General features: G+C 31.1%; 21 protein-coding genes. 13 read left to right on the top strand and 8 right to left on the bottom strand.

Annotated elements, in window-relative coordinates; translation table 11 throughout:
- Window positions 1–8: 8 nt before the first annotated feature.
- Entirely contained in the window at window positions 9–389 is a 381-nt protein-coding gene (gene kapB, locus CD121_RS03120) for a sporulation phosphorelay system protein KapB (protein WP_029055592.1), read from the bottom strand.
- 65 nt (window positions 390–454) lie between these two features.
- Here kapB and CD121_RS03125 point away from each other — a divergent pair, with 65 nt between their 5' ends.
- The 5 genes from CD121_RS03125 (at window position 455) to CD121_RS03145 (ending at window position 6039) form a co-directional block, all read left to right on the top strand.
- On the top strand, window positions 455–1048 hold the full coding sequence (locus CD121_RS03125) for a peptidylprolyl isomerase (RefSeq protein ID WP_017637430.1): 594 nt from the start codon (window positions 455–457) through the stop codon (window positions 1046–1048).
- A gap of 312 nt (window positions 1049–1360) precedes the next feature.
- The gene (gene ygs / locus CD121_RS03130; protein WP_017637429.1) at window positions 1361–1741 is read left to right on the top strand and encodes a S1 domain-containing post-transcriptional regulator Ygs; all 381 of its coding nucleotides are present in this window, start codon (window positions 1361–1363) and stop codon (window positions 1739–1741) included.
- A 235-nt stretch (window positions 1742–1976) separates the two neighbouring features.
- On the top strand, window positions 1977–3104 hold the full coding sequence (locus CD121_RS03135; RefSeq protein ID WP_126567430.1) for an NADH-dependent flavin oxidoreductase: 1128 nt from the start codon (window positions 1977–1979) through the stop codon (window positions 3102–3104).
- 390 nt (window positions 3105–3494) lie between these two features.
- Window positions 3495–4685 carry an ornithine--oxo-acid transaminase gene (locus CD121_RS03140; RefSeq protein WP_017637427.1) on the top strand — a complete coding sequence of 397 codons (1191 nt, stop codon included), beginning with the start codon at window positions 3495–3497 and terminating at the stop codon, window positions 4683–4685.
- Between the two features lie 109 nt (window positions 4686–4794).
- The gene (locus CD121_RS03145; RefSeq protein ID WP_126567431.1) at window positions 4795–6039 is read left to right on the top strand and encodes a Glu/Leu/Phe/Val family dehydrogenase; all 1245 of its coding nucleotides are present in this window, start codon (window positions 4795–4797) and stop codon (window positions 6037–6039) included.
- 75 nt (window positions 6040–6114) lie between these two features.
- On the opposite strand, the gene CD121_RS03150 is transcribed toward CD121_RS03145, so the two are convergent.
- The 5 genes from CD121_RS03150 to CD121_RS03170 all read right to left on the bottom strand — a co-directional run bounded on the left by CD121_RS03150 (window position 6115) and on the right by CD121_RS03170 (window position 11439).
- Window positions 6115–6408, bottom strand: coding sequence for a TfoX/Sxy family protein (locus CD121_RS03150; protein ID WP_046466505.1), 294 nt, complete (start codon window positions 6406–6408; stop codon window positions 6115–6117).
- Between the two features lie 62 nt (window positions 6409–6470).
- Window positions 6471–7373: a glycerophosphodiester phosphodiesterase gene (locus tag CD121_RS03155; protein WP_427704023.1), complete on the bottom strand. Its 903-nt coding sequence runs from the start codon at window positions 7371–7373 to the stop codon at window positions 6471–6473.
- A 381-nt stretch (window positions 7374–7754) separates the two neighbouring features.
- The gene (locus CD121_RS03160; RefSeq protein WP_126567432.1) at window positions 7755–8663 is read right to left on the bottom strand and encodes a glycerophosphodiester phosphodiesterase; all 909 of its coding nucleotides are present in this window, start codon (window positions 8661–8663) and stop codon (window positions 7755–7757) included.
- A gap of 201 nt (window positions 8664–8864) precedes the next feature.
- Window positions 8865–10244, bottom strand: a complete 1380-nt coding sequence (gene argH, locus CD121_RS03165; protein WP_108016850.1) for an argininosuccinate lyase — start codon at window positions 10242–10244, stop codon at window positions 8865–8867.
- Entirely contained in the window at window positions 10237–11439 is a 1203-nt protein-coding gene (locus CD121_RS03170) for an argininosuccinate synthase (RefSeq protein ID WP_046466509.1), read from the bottom strand. Before CD121_RS03170 ends, argH begins: the two co-directional genes overlap by 8 nt.
- Before the next feature lie 323 nt (window positions 11440–11762).
- On the opposite strand from CD121_RS03170, the gene CD121_RS03175 reads away from it, so the two are divergent.
- The 8 genes from CD121_RS03175 (at window position 11763) to CD121_RS03210 (ending at window position 24259) form a co-directional block, all read left to right on the top strand.
- Window positions 11763–13094 (top strand): glucose-6-phosphate isomerase, encoded by a 1332-nt coding sequence (locus tag CD121_RS03175; protein ID WP_029055583.1) that lies wholly within the window; start codon window positions 11763–11765, stop codon window positions 13092–13094.
- 205 nt (window positions 13095–13299) lie between these two features.
- Window positions 13300–13875 (top strand): TVP38/TMEM64 family protein, encoded by a 576-nt coding sequence (locus tag CD121_RS03180; RefSeq protein ID WP_017637418.1) that lies wholly within the window; start codon window positions 13300–13302, stop codon window positions 13873–13875.
- A gap of 4 nt (window positions 13876–13879) precedes the next feature.
- Entirely contained in the window at window positions 13880–14401 is a 522-nt protein-coding gene (gene lepB, locus CD121_RS03185) for a signal peptidase I (protein WP_126567433.1), read from the top strand.
- A gap of 18 nt (window positions 14402–14419) precedes the next feature.
- Window positions 14420–14995 (top strand): signal peptidase I, encoded by a 576-nt coding sequence (lepB, locus tag CD121_RS03190; RefSeq protein ID WP_017637416.1) that lies wholly within the window; start codon window positions 14420–14422, stop codon window positions 14993–14995.
- A gap of 462 nt (window positions 14996–15457) precedes the next feature.
- Window positions 15458–18928 carry a helicase-exonuclease AddAB subunit AddB gene (gene addB / locus CD121_RS03195; RefSeq protein WP_126567434.1) on the top strand — a complete coding sequence of 1157 codons (3471 nt, stop codon included), beginning with the start codon at window positions 15458–15460 and terminating at the stop codon, window positions 18926–18928.
- Entirely contained in the window at window positions 18925–22584 is a 3660-nt protein-coding gene (gene addA / locus CD121_RS03200; protein WP_126567435.1) for a helicase-exonuclease AddAB subunit AddA, read from the top strand. Before addB ends, addA begins: the two co-directional genes overlap by 4 nt.
- A 135-nt stretch (window positions 22585–22719) precedes the next feature.
- On the top strand, window positions 22720–23622 hold the full coding sequence (locus CD121_RS03205) for a fumarylacetoacetate hydrolase family protein (protein ID WP_017637413.1): 903 nt from the start codon (window positions 22720–22722) through the stop codon (window positions 23620–23622).
- A 235-nt stretch (window positions 23623–23857) separates the two neighbouring features.
- Complete coding sequence (locus CD121_RS03210) at window positions 23858–24259, top strand: YisL family protein (protein WP_029055580.1); 402 nt, start codon at window positions 23858–23860, stop codon at window positions 24257–24259.
- A 66-nt stretch (window positions 24260–24325) separates the two neighbouring features.
- On the opposite strand, the gene CD121_RS03215 is transcribed toward CD121_RS03210, so the two are convergent.
- Both CD121_RS03215 and CD121_RS03220 read right to left on the bottom strand, forming a co-directional pair.
- Complete coding sequence (locus CD121_RS03215; RefSeq protein WP_119622415.1) at window positions 24326–25642, bottom strand: CoA-disulfide reductase; 1317 nt, start codon at window positions 25640–25642, stop codon at window positions 24326–24328.
- A 76-nt stretch (window positions 25643–25718) separates the two neighbouring features.
- Entirely contained in the window at window positions 25719–26543 is an 825-nt protein-coding gene (locus tag CD121_RS03220) for a Cof-type HAD-IIB family hydrolase (protein WP_107999945.1), read from the bottom strand.
- Window positions 26544–26554: the final 11 nt, after the last annotated feature.

The raw sequence follows: 26554 nt of genomic DNA on the forward strand, positions 1-26554 counted from the left end.
CGTCATTTTTAATAAAATTTTTGTTTGTATTGAATTGAATAATCATGTTTAAGTTGCTCTAAATTTTGCAATGAACGTTTCGCGTGGGCATCATTCTTTTCTTTAAGTTGTTCTTCTAAATTGGAAATGGCTTGTTGTAATGATTCCTCATATGACATTTTTTCAACATTAAAGTCACGTAATTGTGAACGCTTAGCATATCTCTTTTCAAAGTGACTTAATGCTCTACGTTCATGAAAGAATACATCTTCTGATTCATTTGGTGAATGTAAATCACCCTGTTTAGGATGTTTGATCACTTGTTCGACTTGAACTAAGACTTGATCATCATCTTCCTCTTTTATGGAAACGCCATAACTTCCAGTCTTGTGAGAAAATCGATATAACATTCTATATTACTTCCTTTCAAATATGTTAATATATACATATATCATAACATGAATGGAGAATTTTAATGACGAACTATCCTCAGTTAAATAAAGAGATTCAAGAAGATGAAATTAAAATTGTAATGCATACTAATAAAGGTGATATGACATTTAAGTTATTCCCTAACATTGCACCTAAAACAGTTGAAAACTTTGTTACACATGCTAAAAATGGTTACTACAATGGTGTGACTTTCCACCGTGTCATCAATGACTTTATGGTACAAGGCGGTGACCCAACAGCAACTGGTATGGGTGGAGAAAGTATTTATGGCGGTGCATTCGAAGACGAGTTTTCATTAGAAGCATTTAACCTTTATGGTGCTTTATCAATGGCAAATGCTGGTCCAAATACAAATGGATCACAATTTTTCATTGTTCAAATGAAAGAAGTTCCTCAAAATATGTTAAGTCAACTAGCTGATGGTGGTTGGCCAGAACCTATCGTTAAAGCATATGGTGAAAATGGTGGAACACCATGGTTGGACCAAAAACATACAGTATTCGGACAAATTATTGAAGGGGAATCTACGTTAGAAGATATTGCTAACACTAAAGTAGGTCCACAAGATAAACCAGTTCACGATGTAGTTATTGAATCTATAGACGTTGAAGAATAAAAATTAATACGAGATACTTCTTATTGTTTTTTGAAAAAGTCAAAAAGCATCGCGTGAGAATTAAATATAAATTAAAAATCACGATAGTAGGTTGATTACCTGTTATCGTGATTTTTTAATAGTTATTCTTAGGAGTTAAACGATATTAAAAATTCTGAGGGATAATTTGTTTTACTATGTGAAAAGCTATTGATTTATATTTTGTTATATTTATTGCAAAATAATTCAAAAAATTCAACGTTATAGTTAGTCCCTTAATTTGTTTTATGCTATGATAATAGTGTTAAGAAAACGAAATAAGGGGTTATCAAGTTGAATAATCACTATAAAGAAGGTCAACATATTAAGGTACGTGTGACTGGTATTCAACCGTATGGCGCATTTGTTGAGGCCCCTGACCATACTGAAGGACTTATCCATATTTCAGAAATCATGGATGATTATGTCCATAACTTGAAGAAATTTCTATCTGAGGGACAAGTAGTAAAAGCAAAGATTTTATCTATTGATAATGAAGGCAAACTTAACTTGTCACTTAAAGATAACGATTACTTTAAAAATTATGAACGTAAGAAAGAAAAACAGTCGGTGCTAGATGAGATAAAAGAAACAGAAAAGTATGGGTTTCAAACACTTGAAGAACGCTTACCGGTCTGGATCAAACGGTCTAAACGTACTATACGTCAAGATTAAATTGACGTAATTTAAATTCTTTATATTTCAAAAGTATAGAGAACTTATAGAAACGATAATTTCCAATAAATATTGGAAGTTATCGTTTTTATTTTGTATTTGATAAATAGTACAACTTAAAAATCATAGTATGAATAAACTGAAAAGTTTTGTGTATGACTGTAAGCAAAAAAATAGAGCGTACATATATTTCGTGATATAGTCGCATGTATTATTAAATGTGGAGGTTAAATATATGAACAGTAAATATAATCGATTGTTTGAGAGTGTAACATTACGTAATGGTGTAGAACTAAAAAATCGTTTTGTTTTAGCGCCATTAACACATGTTTCTTCAAACGATGATGGAACCATTTCTGATGTTGAATTACCTTATATTGAAAAACGTTCTAAAGATGTAGGACTTGTAATTAATGCAGCTAGTAATGTAAATGATGTGGGTAAAGCATTCCCTGGACAACCTTCAGTAGCACATGACTCTGATATAGAAGGACTAAAACAATTAGCACAAGCAATGAAAAAGAATGGTGCAAAAGCATTAGTTCAAATACATCATGGTGGTGCACAAGCTTTGCCTAATTTAACACCTAATGGTGATGTCGTTGCACCAAGCCCAATCTCATTAAAAAGTTTTGGACAACAAGAAGAACATGACGCGAGAGAAATGAGCGCTGAGGAAATTGAACAAACTATTAAAGATTTTGGTGAAGCAACAAGACGTGTTATTGAAGCAGGATTTGATGGTGTGGAAATACATGGTGCTAACCACTATTTAATTCATCAATTCGTTTCTCCTTACTATAATAGAAGAAACGATGTTTGGGCAGAAAACTTAAAATTCCCTAATGCTGTTATTGATGAAGTTTTAAAAGCTAAAAAAGAACATGCTTCAGATGACTTTATCGTAGGTTATCGCTTATCACCAGAAGAAGCAGAATCTCCTGGTATTACAATGGATATCACAGAAGAATTAATTAATTCAATTACTAAAAAAGATATTGATTATATACATGTATCTCTTATGGACGTTTATTCTAAAACACGTGAAGGTCAATACGAAGGACAAAATAGACTTAAATTAATTCATAAATGGATTAATGGACGTATGCCTTTAATAGGAATAGGTTCAGTATTTACAGCAGATGATGCTTTAAATGCTATTGAAGATGTAGGTGTAGAATTAGTTGCACTAGGTCGTGAGATACTTCTAGATTATAACTTTGTAAGTAAAATTGAAGAAGGTCGAGAATCAGAAATTATTAATAACTTTGATCCTGAACGTGAAGATAATCATGAATTACCACCAAATTTATGGGAACAATTTAATAAAGGCTTTTATCCATTACCAAGAAAAGATAAATAATATTTAAATGACTAGGATGATATCAAAAACCAATTGATATCATCCTAGTTTTTTATATAGAAACAAAAAGAAAATTATCATAATTTTTCAGATGAAAAATATACTAATAATACTGATATCACAATGTTTTTAAAACTTAAAATTATATATAATGATGAATTTTTAAACTTTTACTTGTACAACATAGTAGGCTTGTGTCATTATATTTGTAAGGGCTTTCAAAACTAAAAGTTGATCCTATTTTCTTGAGCATTTTAATAGAAAATCTCAACTAATCTTTATAATTAGAAAATTTTGAAATATATTTGTATAAACAGTTTGAGAGCCGGTAAAAATCAGTTATGATATTGGTAATTAGCTTTAATATTTATTAAACAAAGGGGAGATATTATGACTAAGTCAGAAGAAATCATTGAATTAACAAATCATTATGGAGCTCACAACTATGTGCCACTGCCGATTGTAATTTCAGAAGCGGAAGGTGTATGGGTGACAGATCCTGAAGGTAATAAATATATGGACATGTTATCTGCTTATTCAGCAGTAAACCAAGGTCATAGACATCCTAAAATTATTCAAGCACTTAAAGACCAAGCTGAAAAGGTCACTTTAGTATCACGTGCTTTTCACAGTGATAATTTAGGCGAATGGTATAAGAAAATTTGTGAATTATCAGGTAAAGAAAAGGCATTACCAATGAACACAGGTGCTGAAGCTGTTGAAACAGCATTAAAAGCAGCACGTCGTTGGGCTTACGATGTAAAAGGTATCGAACCAAACCAAGCTGAAATTATTGCATTTAATGGTAATTTCCATGGTCGTACAATGGCTCCAGTATCATTATCATCTGAAGCAGAATATCAAAGAGGATATGGTCCATTACTTGATGGTTTCCGCAAAGTTGATTTTGGTGATGTTGAAAAATTAAAAGCAGCTATTACTGACAATACTGCAGCTATTTTAGTTGAACCAATTCAAGGTGAAGCTGGTATTAATGTTCCTCCAGAAGGTTATTTAAAAGCTATAAGAGAACTTTGTGATGAACACAATATTTTATTTATTGCCGACGAAATTCAAGCTGGCTTAGGTCGTTCTGGTAAACTATTTGCTACTGATTGGGATAATGTTAAACCAGATGTTTATATTTTAGGGAAAGCATTAGGCGGCGGTGTATTACCAATCTCTGTTGTATTAGCTGACAAAGAAGTGTTAGATGTATTTACACCAGGTTCTCACGGATCAACATTCGGTGGTAATCCATTAGCATGTGCTGTGTCATTAGCAGCTTTAGATGTCATTGTAGATGAAGACTTACCTGGTCGTTCATTAGAACTAGGTGAATACTTTAAATCAGAATTACAAAAAATTGAACATCCATCTATCAAAGAAGTACGCGGACGTGGATTATTTATCGGAATCGAGTTAACTGAAAATGCAAGACCATACTGTGAATCATTGAAAGAATTAGGTTTATTATGTAAAGAAACACATGAAACAGTTATTCGATTTGCACCACCACTTGTGATTACTAAAGAAGAATTAGACATTGCTATTGAAAAAATTAAACAAGTATTTCAATAAGTTCAAAAAGTTGTAACAATCATTTTGTAACCCCTTTAAAAAGGATAAAGTTGTGTTACAATAATGAATGAAAGCGAAATCATTAGTTAAAAAAGAGGCGAAAAGGATCATGACTGAGAATAATAATTTAGTGACTTCTACTCAAGGAATTATTAAAGAAGCTTTGCATAAATTAGGTTTTGATGAGGGTATGTACGACCTTATCAAAGAACCACTAAGAATGTTACAAGTACGTATACCAGTTCGTATGGACGATGGAACTGTTCAAACATTTACTGGATATCGTGCACAACACAATGATGCTGTAGGTCCAACTAAAGGGGGCGTACGTTTCCACCCAGATGTTGATGAAGAAGAAGTTAAAGCTTTATCAATGTGGATGACATTAAAATGCGGTATTGTTAATTTACCATACGGCGGTGGTAAAGGCGGAATCGTTTGTGACCCTCGTCAAATGAGTATTCACGAAGTAGAACGCTTATCACGCGGCTATGTTAGAGCTATCTCACAATTTGTAGGGCCGAACAAAGATATTCCAGCACCAGACGTATTTACAAACTCACAAATTATGGCTTGGATGATGGATGAATATAGTGCGTTAGATAAATTCAATTCACCTGGATTTATCACTGGTAAACCAATTGTATTAGGTGGCTCTGAAGGTCGTGACCGCTCAACTGCATTAGGCGTAGTTATAGGTATCGAACAAGCAGCTAAACGTAAAGGTATGGATATTAAAGATGCTAAAGTTGTTATCCAAGGTTTTGGTAATGCTGGTAGTTTCTTAGCAAAATTCTTATATGATTTAGGTGCTAAAGTAGTAGGTATTTCAGATGCTTATGGCGCGCTACATGACCCTAATGGTTTAGATATAGATTATCTATTAGATAGAAGAGATAGTTTCGGTACTGTTACTAATCTATTTGAAGAAACAATCTCAAATAAAGAATTATTTGAATTAGATTGCGATATTTTAGTTCCAGCTGCAATTTCAAACCAAATTACTGAAGATAATGCTAATGACATTAAAGCAAGTATCGTAGTTGAAGCAGCAAATGGTCCAACTACTCCAGAAGCAACACGTATTTTAACTGAACGTGGTGTATTATTAGTACCAGACGTGTTAGCAAGTGCTGGTGGTGTAACAGTTTCTTACTTCGAATGGGTTCAAAATAATCAAGGTTATTACTGGACAGAAGAAGAAGTTAATGAAAAACTACGTGAAAAATTAATCACAGCATTTGATACTATTTATGAATTATCACAAAATAGAAAAATTGATATGCGTTTAGCAGCCTATATCGTTGGTATTAAACGTACTGCTGAAGCTGCACGTTACCGTGGTTGGGCATAAACACAAATTGTTATAATTTTAAATTAAATTAAAACATTCACTCAAAGACAATTGAGTGAATGTTTTTTTGATTAATTATGTTAAATCCTTTTTAATTTGGGATAAAACTTTTAAAATCATATCGCTATCTTCCGTAAAAGGATAATGTATCATTTTTTTGGCATTAGGATAAGGCTCTACTAATTCATAATTAGGTAATGTACTTAGTGAAGAATTTGTAGCTTTAACTAGTAAACGATTGTCATACAAACCGCCAACGACTGCCTTATCATAATATATAATATATTCTCCCATCATTTTACGAGTAGTAATATGATCGTCTTTTAAATGATCCAAAAATTGATTTAATGTTTCTTCGCTTGTTGCCATTTTTTCACTGCCTTTTTAATATATGAATATTATTAATATATACCCTATATTCTTCATATATTTCATTCGTGACTTATATTTTTATATTTATCAGCATAGTTGGTAAACACACCATCAACACCATAATCATTTAGACGTTGCATATCTGTTTCGTTATTAACAGTAAATGGATGAATGAGGAAACCTAAATCTTTTAAATGTTTTGTATTGTTTTCGTTTAAATCTGTATATTCTGGTCCTACACCAATAGCATATGATTTGATTCGTTTTAAGTCTGATTCAGTTTGAGATGTTAGTTCTCCTTTATCTAATAAACGAATTAATGGGATATTAGGACTTAATTGTTTCATTTTTTGTAAACTCGGTTCAGAAAATGATTGAACTATGACGTGACCATTTTTAAGGGATTGATTTGTCAGCATACCATGTTTATTTAATGATTGAATTAATTGATTTTCCATACCTGGATAGACATCTGGTGATTTTGTTTCTATATAATAATTAGCATTTTTACCATAGCGACTTAAAATTTCATCTAAAGTAGGAACTTTAGCATTTTTATACTCTGATTTAGCTAAATTAGGGTGTTGTTTATTGAACCAACTACCAGCATCAAGTTTCTTTAATTCGTCTAAAGTATAATCTTCAACACGACCATGTCCATTTGTAGTACGATCAACAGTTTCATCATGCATAGCTACAAGATGCCCATCTTTCGTTCTTTGTAAATCAATTTCTATGTATGAAGCACCTAATTCTCTATGACTTTTATCATATGAATTGAATGTATGTTCGGGTGCATATCCGCTTGCACCTCTATGCGCAATTGTAGTATGTGCTTCTCCGGTTAGGTTTTTTTGCCAATTTGTTGATTGATTTTGATTTGAAGAGGACTGTGTGGATTGCTGATCATATTGACCATTATTAGTTTGTCCATTACCGCTTGCATATACAGGATTAGCTATACCTAATAAAGATACAGTTGCAACACTTGCGAAAACCCATTTGTTTATTTTCATCGTAATAACATCCTTTCAATAAGTGTGTTATCACTATCATGACAATATTTCCAAATACTAGAAATAGAATTTACTGAATAATTAATTAACTCTAAAAAAATTAATACATTCTTCAAAATATCATTAAAGTTTAACTGTAATTTTACATAAAAACAGCCTGGGACATAAATCAATGTCTCAGGCTACAATTATATATAGGCAGTAGTTGACTGAATTGAAAATGCACTTGTATCAAGCTTTTTTCAACTCTAGTCAACCTTGCCGGGGTGGGACAACGACATAAATTTTGAGAAAATATTATTTCTGTCCCGCTCCCTTTGTAATAAATTAATGTGATACCTTTTTGTATTTATCTGGATAATTGGTGAAAACACCGTCAATACCATAGCCATTTAATCTTTTCATATCTGCAGTTTCATTAACAGTAAATGGGTGGATAAGAAATCCTAAATCTTTGATGTGAGAAGTATTAGAACGAGTTAAGTCACTGAATTCAGGACTAATTACAGTTGCATAACTTTTAATATGTTTAAGATCTTTATCTGTTAAATGTTGTAGCTGATGCTTTTTGATTAATCTAACTAGGGGAACATTTTGATTAGACTTGTGTATTTTTGTCAAACTTTCTTCAGAAAATGATTGAATCATAACGTGACCGTTTTTTAAAGATGTCTTGGATAATAAACCATGCTGTTTAAGTGTTTGTAATAGTTGAGATTCCATTCCAGGATAAACATCAGGAGATTTTGTTTCGATGTAATAATTTGCTTTGTTACCATAGCGAGTAAGTATCTCATTTAAAGTAGGGACTTTGGCATTTATATATTCTGATTTAGCTAATTTAGGATTTGCTTTATTAAACCAACTTCCAGCATCTAATTGCTTTATTTGATATAAGTTTAAATTTTTTACTTTACCATACCCATTGGTTGTACGATCTACTGAGTCATCATGCATAGCTATAAGTTGTCCATCTTTCGTTCTTTGTAAATCAATTTCGATATATGAAGCACCAATTTCTTTATGGCTTTTATCGTAAGAATTAAAAGTATGTTCAGGTGCATAACCACTTGCACCTCTATGAGCGATAGTTACAAATTTTTCGTTTGTAGGGTTGGATAACCAATGTTTTTTAGAACTTTTTGCATCAATTGTTGGTTGAAACTTTGAATAAATAAATACACAAATTGTAGATACTAAAATAAATAATAAGACAGCTTTTAGAAATTTATACATAATATGACCTTTCCAATAATTTTAAAATACTTATCAATTATACTATAAGTTGTATAACAATATAATGTTTATTTTTAAAAGTTGGTAAACTATTAAGTATAAATATAAAAAAGTGGTGTCTACGCAAAATGAAAAAGCCTAAAACAAAGCAATGTCTCAGGCTAAAACTTTATAATTCTGAACGACTTCCTACAAAATAACTTATGATTTTAATAATTTTTCAGCAACTGATAGTTGATGTTTAACTGCATCTTGACCAGTCGAACCATAACTTTTACGTCGTTTTAAACAATTTTCTGGTTTTAGATAATCATAAATATCAGATTCTATACTCTGGTGATAGGATTGATAATCTGTTAAAGGCACATCGAGTAAATAAATACCGTTATTAATACAATCTAATACAATTTTTCCAACAATCTCATGTGCAGTTCTAAATGGTACATTTTTACTTACAAGATAATCAGCTAATTCTGTTGCATTTGAAAAGTCTTTTGTAACTGTTTCATTAAGACGATCAGTATTAACAGTCATCGTATCTAACATGCCATCGAAAATTTTGAGTGAACCTTTAATTGTATGGATAGCATCGAATAAACCTTCTTTATCTTCTTGCATATCCTTATTATAAGCTAATGGTAGGCCTTTAAGTGTAACTAACATACTCATTAAATGACCTGTTGTACGACCCACCTTACCTCTAATTAATTCTGCCATATCTGGATTTTTCTTTTGAGGCATAATAGACGAACCAGTAGAAAAAGCGTCTGATAACGTAATGAATTTTGCTTCATCAGTGGACCAGAAAATAATTTCTTCAGAAAATCTTGATAAATGAACCATAGTTAATGAAATATTATGCAGTGTTTCGACAATATAGTCACGATCACTGACAGCATCTAAACTATTTTCATATATAGCACTAAAATTAAGCAGTGATTGTGTTTCGTGACGATCAATAGGATGTGTTGTTCCGCTTAATGCTGCAGCACCAAGAGGGGAGATGTCGATTCTTTTGATGCTATCTTGGAATCGAGATTTATCACGCTCTAACATCCAAAAATAAGTCATAATATGATGCGCGAAAGATATCGGCTGAGCACGTTGTAAGTGCGTATAACCTGGCATAATTGTGTCTATATGGGTATTAGCAATTTTTAATATCGTTTGCTGCAATGATTTAATTAATTCAATAATTTCTAGAACTTCTTCTTTAGTGTATAAATGCATATCAGTAGCGACTTGATCATTTCTGCTTCTACCAGTATGAAGTTTACCGCCAACTTCTCCTACACGTTGAATTAGCTCATGTTCAATGTTTAAATGAATGTCTTCTAGCGATGCTTTAAATTCAATTTTATTTTGATGCGCATCTACTTGGATTTCTTTTAAGCCTTCTATAATGGTTTTGGCATCATCTTGACTAATAATATGTTGATTAGCGAGCATTGTTGCATGTGCAATGCTACCTTGAATATCTTGGTCTATTAAATTTTTGTCGAAATCAATTGATGCATTAAAGTCATCAACCCAATCTTCTGGTTGAGCTTCGAATCTTCCTCCCCAAGCTTTTTTACTCATTACTGTAGCCTCCATGTAACATAGAATTAACTTGCGTTGGTAAACCATAAATATCGATAAATCCGACAGCTGCTTCTTGATTAAACGCATCTTCTTTTGTATAAGTAGCTAACTTTTCATCGTATAAAGTATAAGGTGATTGTCTACCATTTACGATAGCATTGCCTTTGAATAATTTAACTCTTACATCTCCTTCGACATATTGTTGTGTACTGTCAATAAATTGTTTTAGGCTATCAGTTAAAGGTGAGAACCATAAACCATTATATACTTGTTCAGAAAATTGCTTTTCAATCACTGGTTTAAAGTGTGCAACGTCTTTAGTTAAAGTAATTGTTTCAAGTGCTTTATGAGCTTTTAAAATCACTTCTGCACCAGGTGTTTCATAAATCTCTCTTGATTTTATGCCGACTAATCTATTTTCAACATGGTCAATTCTACCAATACCATGTTTACCAGCTAATTGATTTAAATAAAGGATTAAATCGTCTAAATCATAATCTTTGCCATCTATTTGAACAGGTATACCATTTTTAAATGAAAGAATAATTTCGTCGGATTCATCAGGTGTATTTTCAAGTGCATTCGTTAAATCAAATGCATCTTCAGGTGGGGCAGCATAAGGATCTTCTAAGATACCGCACTCGTTAGCTCTACCCCATAAATTTTGATCAATTGAGTAAGGAGAATCATGATTAATTGATACTGGAATATTATGTTTGATTGCATAATCAATTTCTTCTTCACGACTCCATGCCCATTCTCTTACAGGTGCAAATGCTTTTAGTTTTGGATTAAGTGCTTTAATTGCGACTTCGAAACGTACTTGGTCATTACCTTTACCAGTACATCCATGAGCAATACCGACTGAATTTGTTTTTTCAGCAATTTCTACTAACTTTTTAGAAATTAGTGGACGTGATAATGCTGATACTAATGGATATGCATTTTCATACATTAAATTACCTTTAATAGCATAACTTACATAATCATCACTAAATTCCTTTGTAGCATCAATAATATGACATTCTACTGCGCCCATTTTTAACGCTTTTTCATGTACAACATCTAAGTCTTTTCCTTCTCCAACATCTAAACAACATGCTACAACATCGTAACCCTTATCTATTAACCATTGTACTGCTACGCTTGTGTCTAATCCTCCAGAATATGCTAAAACAATTTTCTCTTTCATATTTACACCTCAAATTATTTTCAGAATTTTAATATAAATTCATCATAACAGACTGCTAATGAAAAATAAACCATAAAACTACATAAATATACATTTAATAGATGAGGTGTTTTCAATATTATCTTTAATATATGCTGATATAAAAGAATTATTAAAGTTATTAAATTTTTAGAAAAATGCATATTGTATTGATAAGAGATTACATTTGGAAACTGAAATGACACTGAAAGTTCATTTTTAATAGTAAAAAGGAGACTTGTGAATTGAATAGCAAATATAAACTTAGTAGAATTAAAGTAGTAAAAACATAGGAGGCTTTTTAGATGACTCATATTCAATTAGATTATGGTAAGACTTTAGAATTTTTTGGAGAACATGAATTAGAACAACAAAAAGATATCGTGAAAACATTACACAAAACGATACATGAAGGTACTGGCGCTGGAAAAGATTTCCTTGGTTGGGTTGATCTTCCTGTTGATTATGATAAAGAAGAGTTTTCAAGAATTGTAGAAGCTTCTAAACGTATTAAAGCCAATTCTGATGTATTAGTTGTTATTGGTATCGGTGGTTCTTATTTAGGTGCACGTGCCGCTATTGAAATGCTTACTTCTTCATTCAGAACAAATAATGACTATCCTGAAATTGTATTTGTAGGTAATCACTTATCTTCTAGTTATACAAAAGAATTAGTTGATTATTTAGCAGATAAAGATTTTTCTGTAAACGTCATTTCAAAATCAGGAACAACAACTGAACCAGCAGTTGCTTTCCGTTTATTTAAACAATTAGTAGAAAATAAATATGGTAAAGAAGAAGCTAAAAAACGTATTTTCGCTACTACTGATAAGAAAAAAGGCGCTTTAAAACAATTAGCTACAAATGAAGGTTATGAAACATTTGTAGTACCAGACGATGTTGGTGGACGTTATTCAGTATTAACAGCCGTTGGTTTATTACCAATTGCAGCTGCAGGTATTAATATTGAGGCAATGATGATTGGTGCAGCAAAAGCACGTGAAGAATTATCTTCAGATAAATTAGAAGAGAATATTGCTTATCAATATGCTACAATCCGTAACCTTTTATATAGCAAAGGCTACACTACTGAAATGTTAATTAACTATGAACCTTCTATGCAATATTTCAATGAATGGTGGAAACAATTATTCGGTGAATCTGAAGGTAAAGACTTTAAAGGCATTTATCCTTCAAGCGCGAACTATACTACAGATTTACATTCATTAGGACAATATGTTCAAGAAGGCCGTCGCTTCTTATTTGAAACAGTTGTTAAAGTTAATAATCCTAAACATGATCTTACAATTGAAGAAGATAGTGATGATTTAGATGGATTAAATTATCTTGCTGGTAAAACAATTGATGAGGTAAATACTAAAGCATTTGAAGGTACATTATTAGCACATACTGATGGTGGAGTTCCTAATATCGTTGTTAATATTCCTCGATTAGATGAAGAAACATTTGGATATGTTGTTTACTTCTTCGAATTAGCTTGTGCTATGAGTGGATATCAATTAGGCGTAAATCCATTTAATCAACCTGGTGTTGAAGCATATAAACAAAATATGTTTGCATTATTAGGTAAACCAGGATTTGAAGAAATGAAAAAAGATCTTGAAGCACGTCTATAATCTATAAAAAATATATTTTATAATAAATAAATGTTATAATTATAAGGCTAGGACTAACTTGTCCTAGCCTTTCATGTTGTAAAGTGGTTTTGTTTTCTCAAACTTCAGATGTATTTATTGCTTTAAAAGAAGATTGCTATTTCAAAATACTATAATTACAACTATAATAAATAAGGTAATGTTTACCAAGAAAGGATTTGATGTTTTGTCGTTTGAACAATTAGAAGAATGGTTTGATTTATTTCGGCAATTCGGATATATTCCTGGGTTTGTGCTAATATATTTTAGAGCAATCATTCCCATTTTACCCTTAACGCTTTATGTCATTTTAATTATGCATACATATGGTGCGGTCGTAGGCATTATAATTTGTTGGCTAGGCATTGTAGCAGGTACATTTACAATGTTTTTAATCTTTAAAAGGTTAGTCAATACTAAAAAAATGAAACAATTCAAAACTAAAAAGTCAGTACAAAGATTAATTAGTTTTATAGATAGACAAGGCTTAATACCACTATTTATTTTATTATGTTTTCCATTTACGCCAAATACATTGATTAATGTGGTAGCAAGTCTTTCACATATTAAAACAAAGTATTATTTTATCGTTTTAACATTATCTAAATTGATTTCCATAACTGTATTAGGGATAATGGGTCGAGAGGTAACGACGATTTTCACTAATCCGATAAGAGCTATTGTGACGTTATTATTATTTGTCTTACTTTGGTTTGTAAGTAAAAAGGTAGAAAAACATTTTATGGGCTCTACTAAGGAGTGAAAAGTTGAAAACTGTTATTAAATATTTGATTTCCTTAATATTTGCGATTATTATTGTAATGTTCATTCAAACATTTATCATCAGAGGTGCTGTTGTACAGGATCAAAGTATGGCACCTACATTAAATGAAGGTGACCGATTGATTGTTAATAAAATTAAAGTCACATTTAATTTATTAGATACTGGTGATATAGTGATGTATAAAGATAATGGACGAATCCATTTTAGTAGAATAATTGGGAAACCAGGACAATCTATTGAAATTAGAAATAACAAGCTTTATCGAGACGATAGAGTAGTTCAAGATAAGTACGCTAAAAATAGAGATTTGAATAATGTTTCGTTAAGAAATATGAAACATTCAGATGGAGATATCATTTCACCCAAACACTATTTTGTATTAAATGATAACGATAGTGTAAAATCAGACTCAAGACGTTATGGTCTAATTGATAAAAGTAATATTATTGGTGATGTAAGTGTAAAATATTATCCGTTTGATGCATTTACGAGAGACTTTAAATGAATATAAGAGGTGTGTAATTTGAAAAAGGAAATTATAGAATGGATTGTCGCCATCGCAATAGCAGTTTTGCTTGTATGGTTTATAAAGGATTTTGTTGGTCAACCTTATACAATTAAAGGTGACTCAATGGATCCAACATTAAAAGATGGGGAACGTGTTGGCGTAAACATTATGGGTTATAAAATTGGCGATGTGAAAAAAGGTAACGTCATTGTTTTCCATGCTAATAAAAAAGATGACTACGTTAAACGTGTTATTGGTACTCCAGGAGATAAGGTAGAATATAAAAAAGACCAATTATATATAAATGGTAAGAAACAGGATGAACCTTATTTAAATTATAATGAGAAACGAAAACAGATTGAATATATTACTGGTACTTTCCAAGTGAAAGATTTACCTAATGCTAACCCTAAATCAAATGTCATCCCTAAAGGTAAATACTTAGTATTAGGGGACAATCGTGAAGTAAGTAAAGATAGTCGTTCATTTGGTTTGATTAATAAAGATCAAATTGTTGGTAAAGTTTCATTCAGATTCTGGCCATTAAATGAATTTAAAGCTAACTTTAATCCAGATAATACTAAAAATTAATTTTGAAAGCGATAGACGCTAAGTCTATCGCTTTTTGTGTGTAAAATTGTGTAGATATATTAATGAATAAATATGTATAACGGAAAGTCATACTTTTTGTAAAACAAATTAGTATGACTTACCTAATAGTGATAGCTATTAGGTTCAATAATGTAATTCTGTGAAAATGAAGTGAACTTAAAAAATAGAAATAAGTTACAAATTGGCAGTAGTTGACTGATAAAGTAATTCTTTTTCTTTAGAAATTAGAATTACTTATGCATGAGTGTTAACTCATGTAATCCTTAGTTGAACACTTTAGCTAAAGCTAATGTGTAAGTATCACTAAACTATTATAAATAGTAGTGATACTTTACTAACTTAGTCAACCTTGCCGGGGCGAGACTACGAAATAAATTTTGTAAAAATGTTATTTCTGTCCCGCTCCCATGTTAAAATGTTGTCAAAGGAGTGAGGGTTGTTATGGAATTAAATGCATATATAGGGAGAGCTGGGACAGGGAAGTCTACAGCTATGGTTAATGAAATTAAAGATAAAATGAAAACTGACCCACTTGGTGATCCAATTATTTTAATCGCTCCAACTCAAAGTACTTTTCAATTTGAACAAGCATTTGTTAATGATTCAACATTAAATGGAAGTTTGAGAACAGAGGTACTTCACTTTGAAAGATTAAGCCATAGAGTGTTCCAAGAAGTTGGGGGATTTACGGAACAACGATTATCTAAAGCGGCAACTGAAATGATGATTTATCATTTAGTACAACAATATCAATCAGATATGAAATTATATAAATCACAAGCCAAATACTTTGGGTTTAGTGAGAAATTAGCCGAACAAATTCAAGATTTTAAAAAATATTCTGTCTTACCTGAACATATTGATGAATTTCTAAATACACACGATATTCAAACCAGAACTAAACATAAATTAGAAGATATTTCTTTAATATATAAACAATTTGAGTCTCGAACTCACGGCAATTTTATTACAGTTGAAGATTCGTTACGAAAATTTATCGAACAAATGGATAAATCTGAATGGCTAAAACGCTCAGAAATATACATAGACGGTTTCCATAACTTTTCAACTCTTGAATACGAAATGATTCAAGCATTAGTAAGAAATGCTAAAAAAGTAACGGTATTATTAACTACTGATGATAATCAAGATGCTTTCAGTTTATTTAGAAAGCCATCTGAAGTTTTAAATCATTTAGAAGAGATTACTCAAGATTTACATATCCAACTTCAAAAGCGTTTTTTCAATGAAGTCTATCGATTTAATCATAATGATCTAAAAGCTTTAGAATCCCAATTCGACGCATTACAACTAACGCCTCAACAAAATCAGGGGCATATCGATATTCTTGAATCTTCAAGTATGAGAGAAGAAATTAATGAAATTGCAAGACAAATTCTTAAAGATACACGTGATAACCAATTGAGATTTCAAGATATTGCAATCTTATATCGAGACGTATCATATGCCGATTTATTTGAATCTATTTTACCGCTATATCAAATTCCTTTTAACATAGATACAAAACGTTCAATGACACATCATCCTATTATGGAAATGATTCGTTCACTAATCGAAGTAATCCAAACTAATTGGCATATCAATGCAATGATGCGTTTATTGAAAACAGATGTGCTGACTAACCAATATAAAAATAGTACACACCTAATAGATTTATTAGAAAATTTTGCTATAGAACGTGGTATTTATGGAAAAAGATGGTTAGATGACGATTTATTTAATGTAGATAATTTTAGAAAAATGGGTCGTAAAGAACATCAACTTACACAAGAAGAAAGAGAGACATTCGAACAAGTTGTTAAATTAAAAAATGATGTGATTGATAAAATTCTTCATTTTGAACAAGCAATGAATGAAGGTAACACAGTTCGTGAGTTTGCTACTGCATTTTATGAAAGTATGGAATATTTTGAATTACCCAATCAGTTAATGACACAACGAGATATTTTAGATAATGATGGTTACCATGAAGAAGCTGAAGAAATTGATCAAATTTGGAATGGTTTAATTCAAATACTAGATGATTTGGTAACTGTGTTTGAACATGAAAGCATGACATTAACTCGCTTTTTAGAAGTATTTGATATTGGATTAGAACAATTAGAATTTGTGATGATTCCTCAAACACTTGATCAAATAAGCATTGGTACGATGGATTTAGCTAAAGTAGATAATAAAAAGCATATCTATCTTGTCGGTATGAATGATGGTTCTATGCCTCAACCTATTTCTTCTTCAAGCTTAATTAGTGATGATGAGAAAAAATTATTCGAACAAAATGCTCAAATAGAATTAAGCCCAACGTCAGATATCTTACAAATGGATGAAGCATTTGTATGCTATATTGCTATGACTCGTGCAACAAATAGAGTTACATTTTCATATAGCTTGATGGGATCATCAGGTGATGAAAAAGAAATGAGTCCATTTTTAGCACAAATAAAAGATATTTATGACAATTTAGATGTAATAAATATTCATCAAATGCATCAAGAACATCCTATTTCATTAATTGAGCATGTTCATCAAACAAAAATTAATTTGTTTGAGTCACTAAGAGCTTGGTTAGATGAAGAAATTGTAGCAGATACATGGCTTGATGCATATCAAGTAATGAGTGACGATGAGCGTCTTAATGAGGGATTGGATTATTTAATCACTTCGTTAACTTACGATAATGAGACGAAGCAGCTTAGTGAAACACTGGCACAGGATTTATACGGTAAAACGATTAATGCGAGTGTATCTAGATTCGAAGGGTATCAACAATGTCCATTTAAACATTTTGCTTCACATGGTTTAAGATTAAATGAGCGAACAAAATATGAACTACAAAACTTTGATTTAGGTGATATTTTCCATTCTGTATTGAAATATATATCTGATCGTATAGATGGAGACTTTAAACATCTTGATCAGAAAAAAATCAAAACATTAACATCAGAAGCGCTTGAACAAATTTTACCTAAAGTTCAATTTAATCTATTAAATTCATCAGCTTATTATCGTTATTTATCCAGAAGAATAGGCGCAATTGTTGAAACAACTTTAAGTGCTTTGAAATATCAAGGAGACTATACGAAATTCAAACCACAACAATTTGAAACGGGCTTCCGTAAATCACCTAAATCTGATGAAGAATTGATGGCTAAATCATTAACAACTACACAAGGTGTTCCTATTAATATACGTGGTCAAATTGACCGAATAGATACTTATACAAAAGAAAATCAAAGTTACGTTAATATCATTGACTATAAATCATCAAAAAATAGTGCAACACTTGATTTAACAAAAGTTTACTATGGTTTACAAATGCAAATGATGACTTATATGGACATCGTATTACAAAACCAAGAAAGATTAGGCTTAACAGATATCGTTAAACCAGGTGGCTTACTATACTTCCATGTTCATGAACCAAGACTCAAATTGAAAAATTGGTTAGAAATTGATCAAGAAAAATTAGAAAAAGAGCACATTAATAAATTTAAGATGAGTGGATTAGTTAATAGTGATGAAAATGTGTTAGATGCTTTAGATATTAGATTAGAACCTAAATTCAAATCTGATATTGTGCCAGTTGGTTTAACTGCTAAAGGAACAATAAATAAAGCTAGTAGTCAGGTTGCAGATGAAAACACTATTTACAAATTTATAGAACATAATAAAAAGAATTTTATTGAAACGGCAAGTCATATTATGGATGGACATACAGAAGTAGCACCACTCAAATATAAACAAACATTGCCATGCCAATATTGTAGTTACCAATCTGTTTGTCATGTAGATGGCATGATAGATAGTAAAAGATATCGCACTGTTGATGAGTCCATTAATCCAATAGAAGCGATTCAACAAATGGAAGAAAATGGAGGTGGAACTGAATGATACCTACGAAACCACAAGATGTTATTTGGACAGATGCACAATGGCGCAGTATTTATGCCAAAGGTCAAGATATTTTAGTAGCTGCAGCTGCTGGTTCTGGTAAAACAGCTGTACTGGTTGAAAGAATTATTCAACGTATTTTAAGAGATGAAATTGATGTAGACCGTTTACTAGTAGTGACATTTACTAATTTAAGTGCAAGAGAAATGAAACATCGAGTTGACCAACGTATTCAACAAGCTTCGATTGAAGATCCAAATAATGAACACTTGAAAAATCAGCGTATCAAAATACATCAAGCTCAGATTTCCACTTTACACAGTTTTTGTTTGAAATTAATTCAACAACATTATGACGTACTAGATATTGATCCTAATTTTAGAACGAGTAGTGAAGCAGAAAATATCTTACTTTTAGAACAAACGATTGATGAAGTGTTAGAGCGACATTATGATTATTTGAAACCAGAATTTATTGATTTAACTGAACAATTATCAAATGACCGTAGTGATACACAATTTAGAAGTGTAATTAAACAACTTTATTTCTTTAGTATTGCAAACCCGAATCCTCAAGAATGGTTAAATCAACTTTCAACGCCATATATGGATGAATCACAACAAGATGAGTTATTAAAATTATTAAATGATTTGGCAATGATTTTTATAAATGCTGCGCAAGAATCACTTGAAAAAAGCTATGAGTTATTTTCAATGATGGAAAGTGTAGATAAGCAGTTAGAAGTCATAGAATCAGAACGACGATTTATGAGTCAATTATTTGAAAATGATACATTACAAATTGAAACGCTTATAAATCATCAATTTGCAAGTAGATTTCCAGCTATAACAGCAAAAATCAAAGAAGAAAATGCCATGATGGTAGATGCATTAGAAGATGCGAAAGCTGCGTACACTAAATATAAAGATATGATTACTAAAGTTAAAAGTGATTATTTCTCAAGAACTGCAGAAGATTTGAAACATGATATGCAATTGTTAGCGCCAAGAGTTTCATATTTATCGGATATTGTGAAAGATGTTATCAATGAATTTGGGAAACACAAACGCCAAAGAAATGTATTAGACTTTGCGGATTATGAACATTTTGCCTTACAAATTTTAACTAATGAAGATGGTTCACCTTCACAAATTGCTGAAATGTATCGTCAACATTTTTCTGAAATATTGGTTGATGAATACCAAGATACCAACCGTGTTCAAGAGAAGATTTTATCTTGTATCAAAACAGGTGAAGAATCTAATGGGAATTTATTTATGGTTGGTGACGTTAAACAATCGATTTATAAATTCAGACAGGCCGATCCAAGTTTATTTATCGAAAAATATAACCGTTTTAATACCGAAGGACAAGGAGCAGGTATGCGTATAGATTTGTCTCAAAACTTCCGATCTCGAAAAGAAATATTATCAACGACAAACTATCTATTTAAACACATGATAGATGAAGAAGTAGGAGAAATTACTTATGATGAAGCGGCACAATTATATTATGGTGCGCCATTTGACGATGTTAATCATAATGTAGAATTACGTACAATGGTTGAAGCGAGTTCTGAAGATAGTGATTTAACTGGTACTGAACAAGAGGCTAATTATATAGTTGAGCAAGTTAAAGACATTTTAGACCATAAAAAAGTATATGATATGAAATCTAATTCATATCGACCTGCGACATATAAAGATATCGTTATATTAGAACGCAGTTATGGTCAAGCGCGTAATTTACAGCAAGCTTTTAAAGATAATGATATTCCATTTCACGTGAACAGTAGAGAAGGTTATTTCGAACAGACAGAAGTACGACTTATATTATCGTTTTTACGTACAGTTGATAATCCGTTACAAGATATCTATTTGGTTGGATTAATGCGCTCAGTTATTTATCAATTTACAGAAGATGAATTAGCAAATATTCGTGTATTTAGTCCTAATGATGATTATTTTTATCAATCAATTCACCAATATATTAATAATGATGTTGCTAATAAAAAGTTAGTTAAAAAGTTAAAACACTTTTTAGATGATATTCAACACTATCAAGAATATAGCCAACGTTATCCGGTTTATCAATTAATTGATAAATTTTATAACGATCATTTTGTTATTCAATATTTTAGTGGCTTAATAGGTGGTAGAGGACGTAGAGCAAATTTATATGGACTATTTAATAAGGCTATTGAATTTGAAAACTCCAGTTTCCGTGGATTGTATCAATTTATTAGATTTATAGATGAGCTAATTGATAGAGGTAAAGACTTTGGTGAAGAAAATATTGTAGGGCCAAACGATAACGTAGTACGTATGATGACAATTCATAGTAGTAAAGGTTTAGAGTTTCCATTTGTCATATATTCTGGTTTATCTAAGAAATTTAATAAAACAGATTTAAGAGGACAAGTTGTTTTGAATCAGAAATATGGATTAGGGATGGATTACTTTGATGTAGAAAAAGATATTGCTTATCCATCGTTGTCTTCAGTCGCTTATTCTGCAATTAATGAAAAAGAAATGATTTCTGAAGAAATGCGTTTAATCTATGTAGCATTAACAAGAGCCAAGGAACAATTGATATTAATAGGTAGAATTAAAGATGAAAAGGAATTAGATAAACTAGAAAGATTGCCTATTTCGGGAAATCATATCGCTGTTAATGAACGTTTAACTGCATCTAATCCATTTACAATGATTTATAGCATATTATCAAAATATCAATCGTCTAGTATTACAAATGATCAAAAATTTGAAAAAGATGTTGAACAATTGGATAGTAATGTAAAACCAAGAGTGACATTATTTATTGATCATTTCGAAGATATTTCTACAGAGATTGCAACTACTGATCAAGAACATAGAAGTATAGAAGATATTGAAATGTATCAAAGTGGAAACGAAGATGTTAAAGCTAAAATAAAAGACAAGTTAACTTTCGAATATCCTTATTTAGTCGACACTGAAAAACCGTCAAAACAATCTGTATCAGAATTAAAACGTCAACTTGAAACGGAAGAAAGTGGGACTAACTATGACAGAGTGCGACAGTATAGAATAGGTGTCTCAACATATGAACGTCCTAAATTTTTAAGTCAACAAGGAAAACGCAAAGCGAATGAAGTGGGTACATTGATGCATACAGTAATGCAACATTTACCATTTAACCAAGAAAGAATGACTGAAGATGATTTAGATCAATATATCAATCAGCTTATAGATAAAAATATCATTGAATCTGATGCAAAAGAAGATATTAGATATAAAGAAATTATGCGTTTTATAAATAGTAATTTGTATTTAGAAATAGCAAACGCTGATCAAGTTTATAGAGAATTACCTTTTGTTGTGAATCAATCTAAAGTTGACCAATTAGAACTGAAAGATGAAGACGTTTCAATTATTCAGGGGATGATTGATTTAATATATGTTAAAGATAAACAATATTATTTTGTAGATTATAAGACAGATGCTTTTAACCGTCGAAAAGGATTGACAGATGAAGAAATCGGTCAACAATTGAAAGATAAGTATCGCATACAGATGAAGTATTACCGCAATACATTAGAAACGATTCTTCAAACTAAGGTCAAAGGTTATTTATATTTCTTTAAATTTGGCATGTTAGAAATTGATGACAATTAAGATACTCTTACTTACGGATAATTTGAAAAAACGAATATGTAGAAACTTTCTTAATTTTCTTACTTATATATTTGTTATTTCATGGTCATAACAGTTATAATATGTATTAAGATATAGATGAGGAGTTGATTATGAATGAAATTTTTATCATTCAAGCATAATGACAGAACTTCATATGGTGTTAAAGTTAAACGTGAAGATGCTGTTTGGGATTTAACATTAGTATTTGCAGATTTTGCAGAAAGTGATTTTCATCCGAAAACATTATTAGCAGGATTACAACAAAACCAAACGTTAGATTTCCAAGAACAAGTACGTAAAGCAGTTGTAGCTGCTGAAGATAGCGGTAAAGCTGAAGATTATAAAATTTCATTTAATGATATTGAATTTTTACCACCGGTTACTCCACCAAATAACGTTATCGCATTTGGTCGTAACTATGAAGATCATGCAAGTGAATTAAACCATGAAGTACAACGATTATATGTTTTCACTAAAGCAGCATCATCATTAACAGGTGATTTAGCAACAATTCCAAATCACAAAGATATTACTGATCAATTAGATTATGAAGGCGAGTTAGGTATTGTAATTGGTAAATCAGGAGAGAAAATTCCTAAAGCATTAGCGTTAGACTATATTTATGGATATACAATTATCAATGATATTACTGACCGTAATGCCCAAAATAACCACGACCAAGCATTCTTATCTAAAAGTTTAACAGGTGGTTGCCCAATGGGACCATACATCGTAACTAAGGATGAACTACCTACACCTGAAAACGTTAATATTGTTACTAAAGTAAACAATGAAATTCGTCAAGATGGTAACTCAGGTGAAATGATTTTAAAAATTGACGAATTAATCGAAGAAATTTCTAAATACGTTGCTTTACATCCTGGAGATATTATTGCTACTGGTACGCCAGCTGGTGTTGGTGCTGGTATGCAACCTCCAAAATTCTTACAACCTGGTGATGAAGTTAAAGTAACTATCGATAATATTGGTACGTTAACTACTTACATTTCTGAATAAGATTAAACTAGTTATAATTAATTAGATAATATAGTTAAAGGCCTGGGACATAAGTAAATGTCTCAGGCTATAATTATGTTTGGGCTTAGGGTTAGAGTTTTATATTTTTGTTTATTACTATGACGAACAATCTCTTAAAAAGGGTAATAAATTATATACTTATATCATTTAAAATAAATTGTTCGTTTTGTGGTATCATTAGTTAAGTAAAATATTAAGTGGGGGGAACATTGATTTGTTACATGTTCATATTTTAAGTTGGGTATTAGCAATTATTCTTTTTATTGCTGCATACTTAAACATTTCTAAAGCACAAGGAGCTACACCATATTTTAAACCATTACAGATGGCATTAAGATTGTTTATGCTATTAACATTAATTTCTGGTTTTTGGGAATTAATTAAAGAATTTGCTGCAGCCAGTAATGGTGAAGGCGGCAATCATATGCTTTTAACATTGAAAATGTTGTGTGGTTTAGGTGTTATTGCATTAATGGAAATTTCTATTACTAAAAGAAAGAAACACGAAGATTCTACAAAATTATTTTGGAGTACAATTGTCTTAATTATTATAACAATGGCAATTGGTGTTATTCTTCCTTGGGGTCCTATCTCAAAAATGTTAGGTTTAGGATAGGTCATTAAATCATTTATAAACTTAAAAACATGCAAAACGATTTTAATTAACCGTTTTGCATGTTTTTTATTGTGCTTTATATCCAATCATATTAATAAGATCTTTAGGATGACTATAAGGTGGGGCATACGCAACTTCAAACTCTGTTAATTCATCAACAGTCATATTATTTTGCATTGCCATAGATAATACATCAATACGTTTATCAGCACCTTCTTGCCCAACTGCAGCTGCACGTATAATTTTTCTAGTATCTTGATCAAAGTATACTCTCAGATGTAATGGTGTATTTCCTGGGTAATAACCTGCATGTGCGCCTTGTTTAGTTTCTACCATTTTATAATTGAATTGAGATAATTCTTCTGGTTTAACACCAACGCTAGCAAACGTATAATTGAAAAATTTAACAATATTAGATCCTAGATATCCTTTAAATTTAATATTATCATTTCCTACTAATTGTTCAGCAATAATACTCGCAGCACGATGTGCGCCCCAGGCTAGAGGAACATTTGCTTTTAAATCAACATGTCTGTAATGTGATGTAATGACATCTCCAAGAGCATAAATGTTATTTATATTTGTTTGGAAAGCATCATTCACTGGAATAAATCCTTTTTCATCAAGTTGAACGTTAGAACTTTTTACAAACTCAGAGTTAGGTTTAGTACCTATACCTTCAATAATGATATCGTAGTCTTCTTTTATTCCTGATTTGAATGTAATTTCATTACCATTTATATCAGCAATTTCTTCATTTAAACGATATTGAATATGTTTATCTTTTAATTCATCAAAGATAGGTTGATTCATATCTTGATCCATTAATTTATTTACCTGTTCAGAACGATGAATAAGTGTGATATCTAATCCTCTATGATATAAATTTTCTAATACTTCTAATGAAATATACCCAGCACCTACAATTAATGCTTTTTGAGCATTATTTTTATCAATAAATGAATTGATAGCGTCTGTATCTTCTAGGTTTCTTAATGTAAAAGCTAAGTCTGTATCAAAATTAAGTCGGTTTGCACTACAACCAGGGCTTAAAATTAAGTAATCATATGATTCTTCAAACGATTCATTTGTATTTTTATTTTTAACGGTTACAGTTTGTTTGGTATCGTTAATTGCAATGACTTCATGATACGTTTTAACTGATATTTGTTTTTTATCGAAAAACTTATCCGGAGTATAAGCTAACACTTTTTCTCTTTCAGTAATTGTATCACTCAAATAGTAAGGCAATGCGCAGTTGGCAAAGCTCATATCTCTATCTTTTTCAAAAATTATAATCTCGCTTTCAGAGTCTAAACGTCTAATTTGACTTGCACAAGTTGCACCACCTGCAACTGCACCGACGACAACTATTTTACTCATGCGGTTATACCCCCTGATATAATAAAATTCTGAGACAGCATAGTATATCTATCTCAGATGTGTTGAAACGCTATTCTTATGAATAATAACGTATATTCAAATCAAAGAAATTATTTAAATATCTTCCAATTCCATCTTCATTATTACTAAATGTTGTTTCATCAGCAATATCCTTAAGTTCTTGAAGACCATTGTCCATAGCAATACCATAATGTGCGTATTTAATCATTTCGATGTCATTATCTTCATCACCAAAAGCAATAATATGTTCTGGTTCAATATTTAAAAATTGTCTAACTTGGTCAATACCACGAGCTTTGTTAATACCGCGTTTAACAATTTCAATGACAGGAAATGGTGCACCCCAACGACGGTGTTCAATATTTTCAGCATAAAACTGAGTTAATTTATCTTTGATTTCTGGAATTTTGCTTTCTTCTGCTTCAACTAATAGAGATGTTGGTGCTTCGTTAAGTTGTTCTAATAAATTACCAGTTTGTATTCTAGGATTTCCCATTGAGAAACCTTCAAATAAACGAGGATCATGGTTGTTAATAAACACATAATCTTTTACTTCAGCAATAATATTAGTTACATGAAATTGCTGTAATTTTTCGATAATATTTTTTGAAATATCTATATCTAAAACTTCATGTATTGTATCAAAATCGTTTGATTTAGGATGATGTACATACGCACCGTTAAAGTTTACGACAGGCGTATCCATATTTAATTCATGATAATACATTTGACTGGCACGATATGGACGGCCTGTAGCAATCATGATTGAATGACCACGTTGTTGTAATTCTGTTAAAACTTGTTTTGTATAATTAGAAATTTCTTTATTATCATTTAATAATGTTCCATCTAAGTCTAAGCAAATTAAATGAGGCTGCATAACGTTCTCCT

It is taken from the genome of Staphylococcus pasteuri (assembly GCF_003970495.1).
GTDB lineage: Bacteria > Bacillota > Bacilli > Staphylococcales > Staphylococcaceae > Staphylococcus > Staphylococcus pasteuri.

Bases quoted from the DNA above. Each gene is read 5' to 3' on its own strand.
- kapB (WP_029055592.1), bottom strand. From the start codon at position 389: ATGTTATATCGATTTTCTCACAAGACTGGAAGTTATGGCGTTTCCATA.
- CD121_RS03125 (WP_017637430.1), top strand. From the start codon at position 455: ATGACGAACTATCCTCAGTTAAATAAAGAGATTCAAGAAGATGAAATT.
- CD121_RS03135 (WP_126567430.1), top strand. From the start codon at position 1,977: ATGAACAGTAAATATAATCGATTGTTTGAGAGTGTAACATTACGTAAT.
- CD121_RS03140 (WP_017637427.1), top strand. From the start codon at position 3,495: ATGACTAAGTCAGAAGAAATCATTGAATTAACAAATCATTATGGAGCT.
- CD121_RS03145 (WP_126567431.1), top strand. From the start codon at position 4,795: ATGACTGAGAATAATAATTTAGTGACTTCTACTCAAGGAATTATTAAA.
- CD121_RS03150 (WP_046466505.1), bottom strand. From the start codon at position 6,408: ATGGCAACAAGCGAAGAAACATTAAATCAATTTTTGGATCATTTAAAA.
- CD121_RS03160 (WP_126567432.1), bottom strand. From the start codon at position 8,663: ATGTATAAATTTCTAAAAGCTGTCTTATTATTTATTTTAGTATCTACA.
- argH (WP_108016850.1), bottom strand. From the start codon at position 10,244: ATGAGTAAAAAAGCTTGGGGAGGAAGATTCGAAGCTCAACCAGAAGAT.
- CD121_RS03170 (WP_046466509.1), bottom strand. From the start codon at position 11,439: ATGAAAGAGAAAATTGTTTTAGCATATTCTGGAGGATTAGACACAAGC.
- CD121_RS03175 (WP_029055583.1), top strand. From the start codon at position 11,763: ATGACTCATATTCAATTAGATTATGGTAAGACTTTAGAATTTTTTGGA.
- addB (WP_126567434.1), top strand. From the start codon at position 15,458: ATGGAATTAAATGCATATATAGGGAGAGCTGGGACAGGGAAGTCTACA.
- addA (WP_126567435.1), top strand. From the start codon at position 18,925: ATGATACCTACGAAACCACAAGATGTTATTTGGACAGATGCACAATGG.
- CD121_RS03205 (WP_017637413.1), top strand. From the start codon at position 22,720: ATGAAATTTTTATCATTCAAGCATAATGACAGAACTTCATATGGTGTT.
- CD121_RS03215 (WP_119622415.1), bottom strand. From the start codon at position 25,642: ATGAGTAAAATAGTTGTCGTCGGTGCAGTTGCAGGTGGTGCAACTTGT.
- CD121_RS03220 (WP_107999945.1), bottom strand. From the start codon at position 26,543: ATGCAGCCTCATTTAATTTGCTTAGACTTAGATGGAACATTATTAAAT.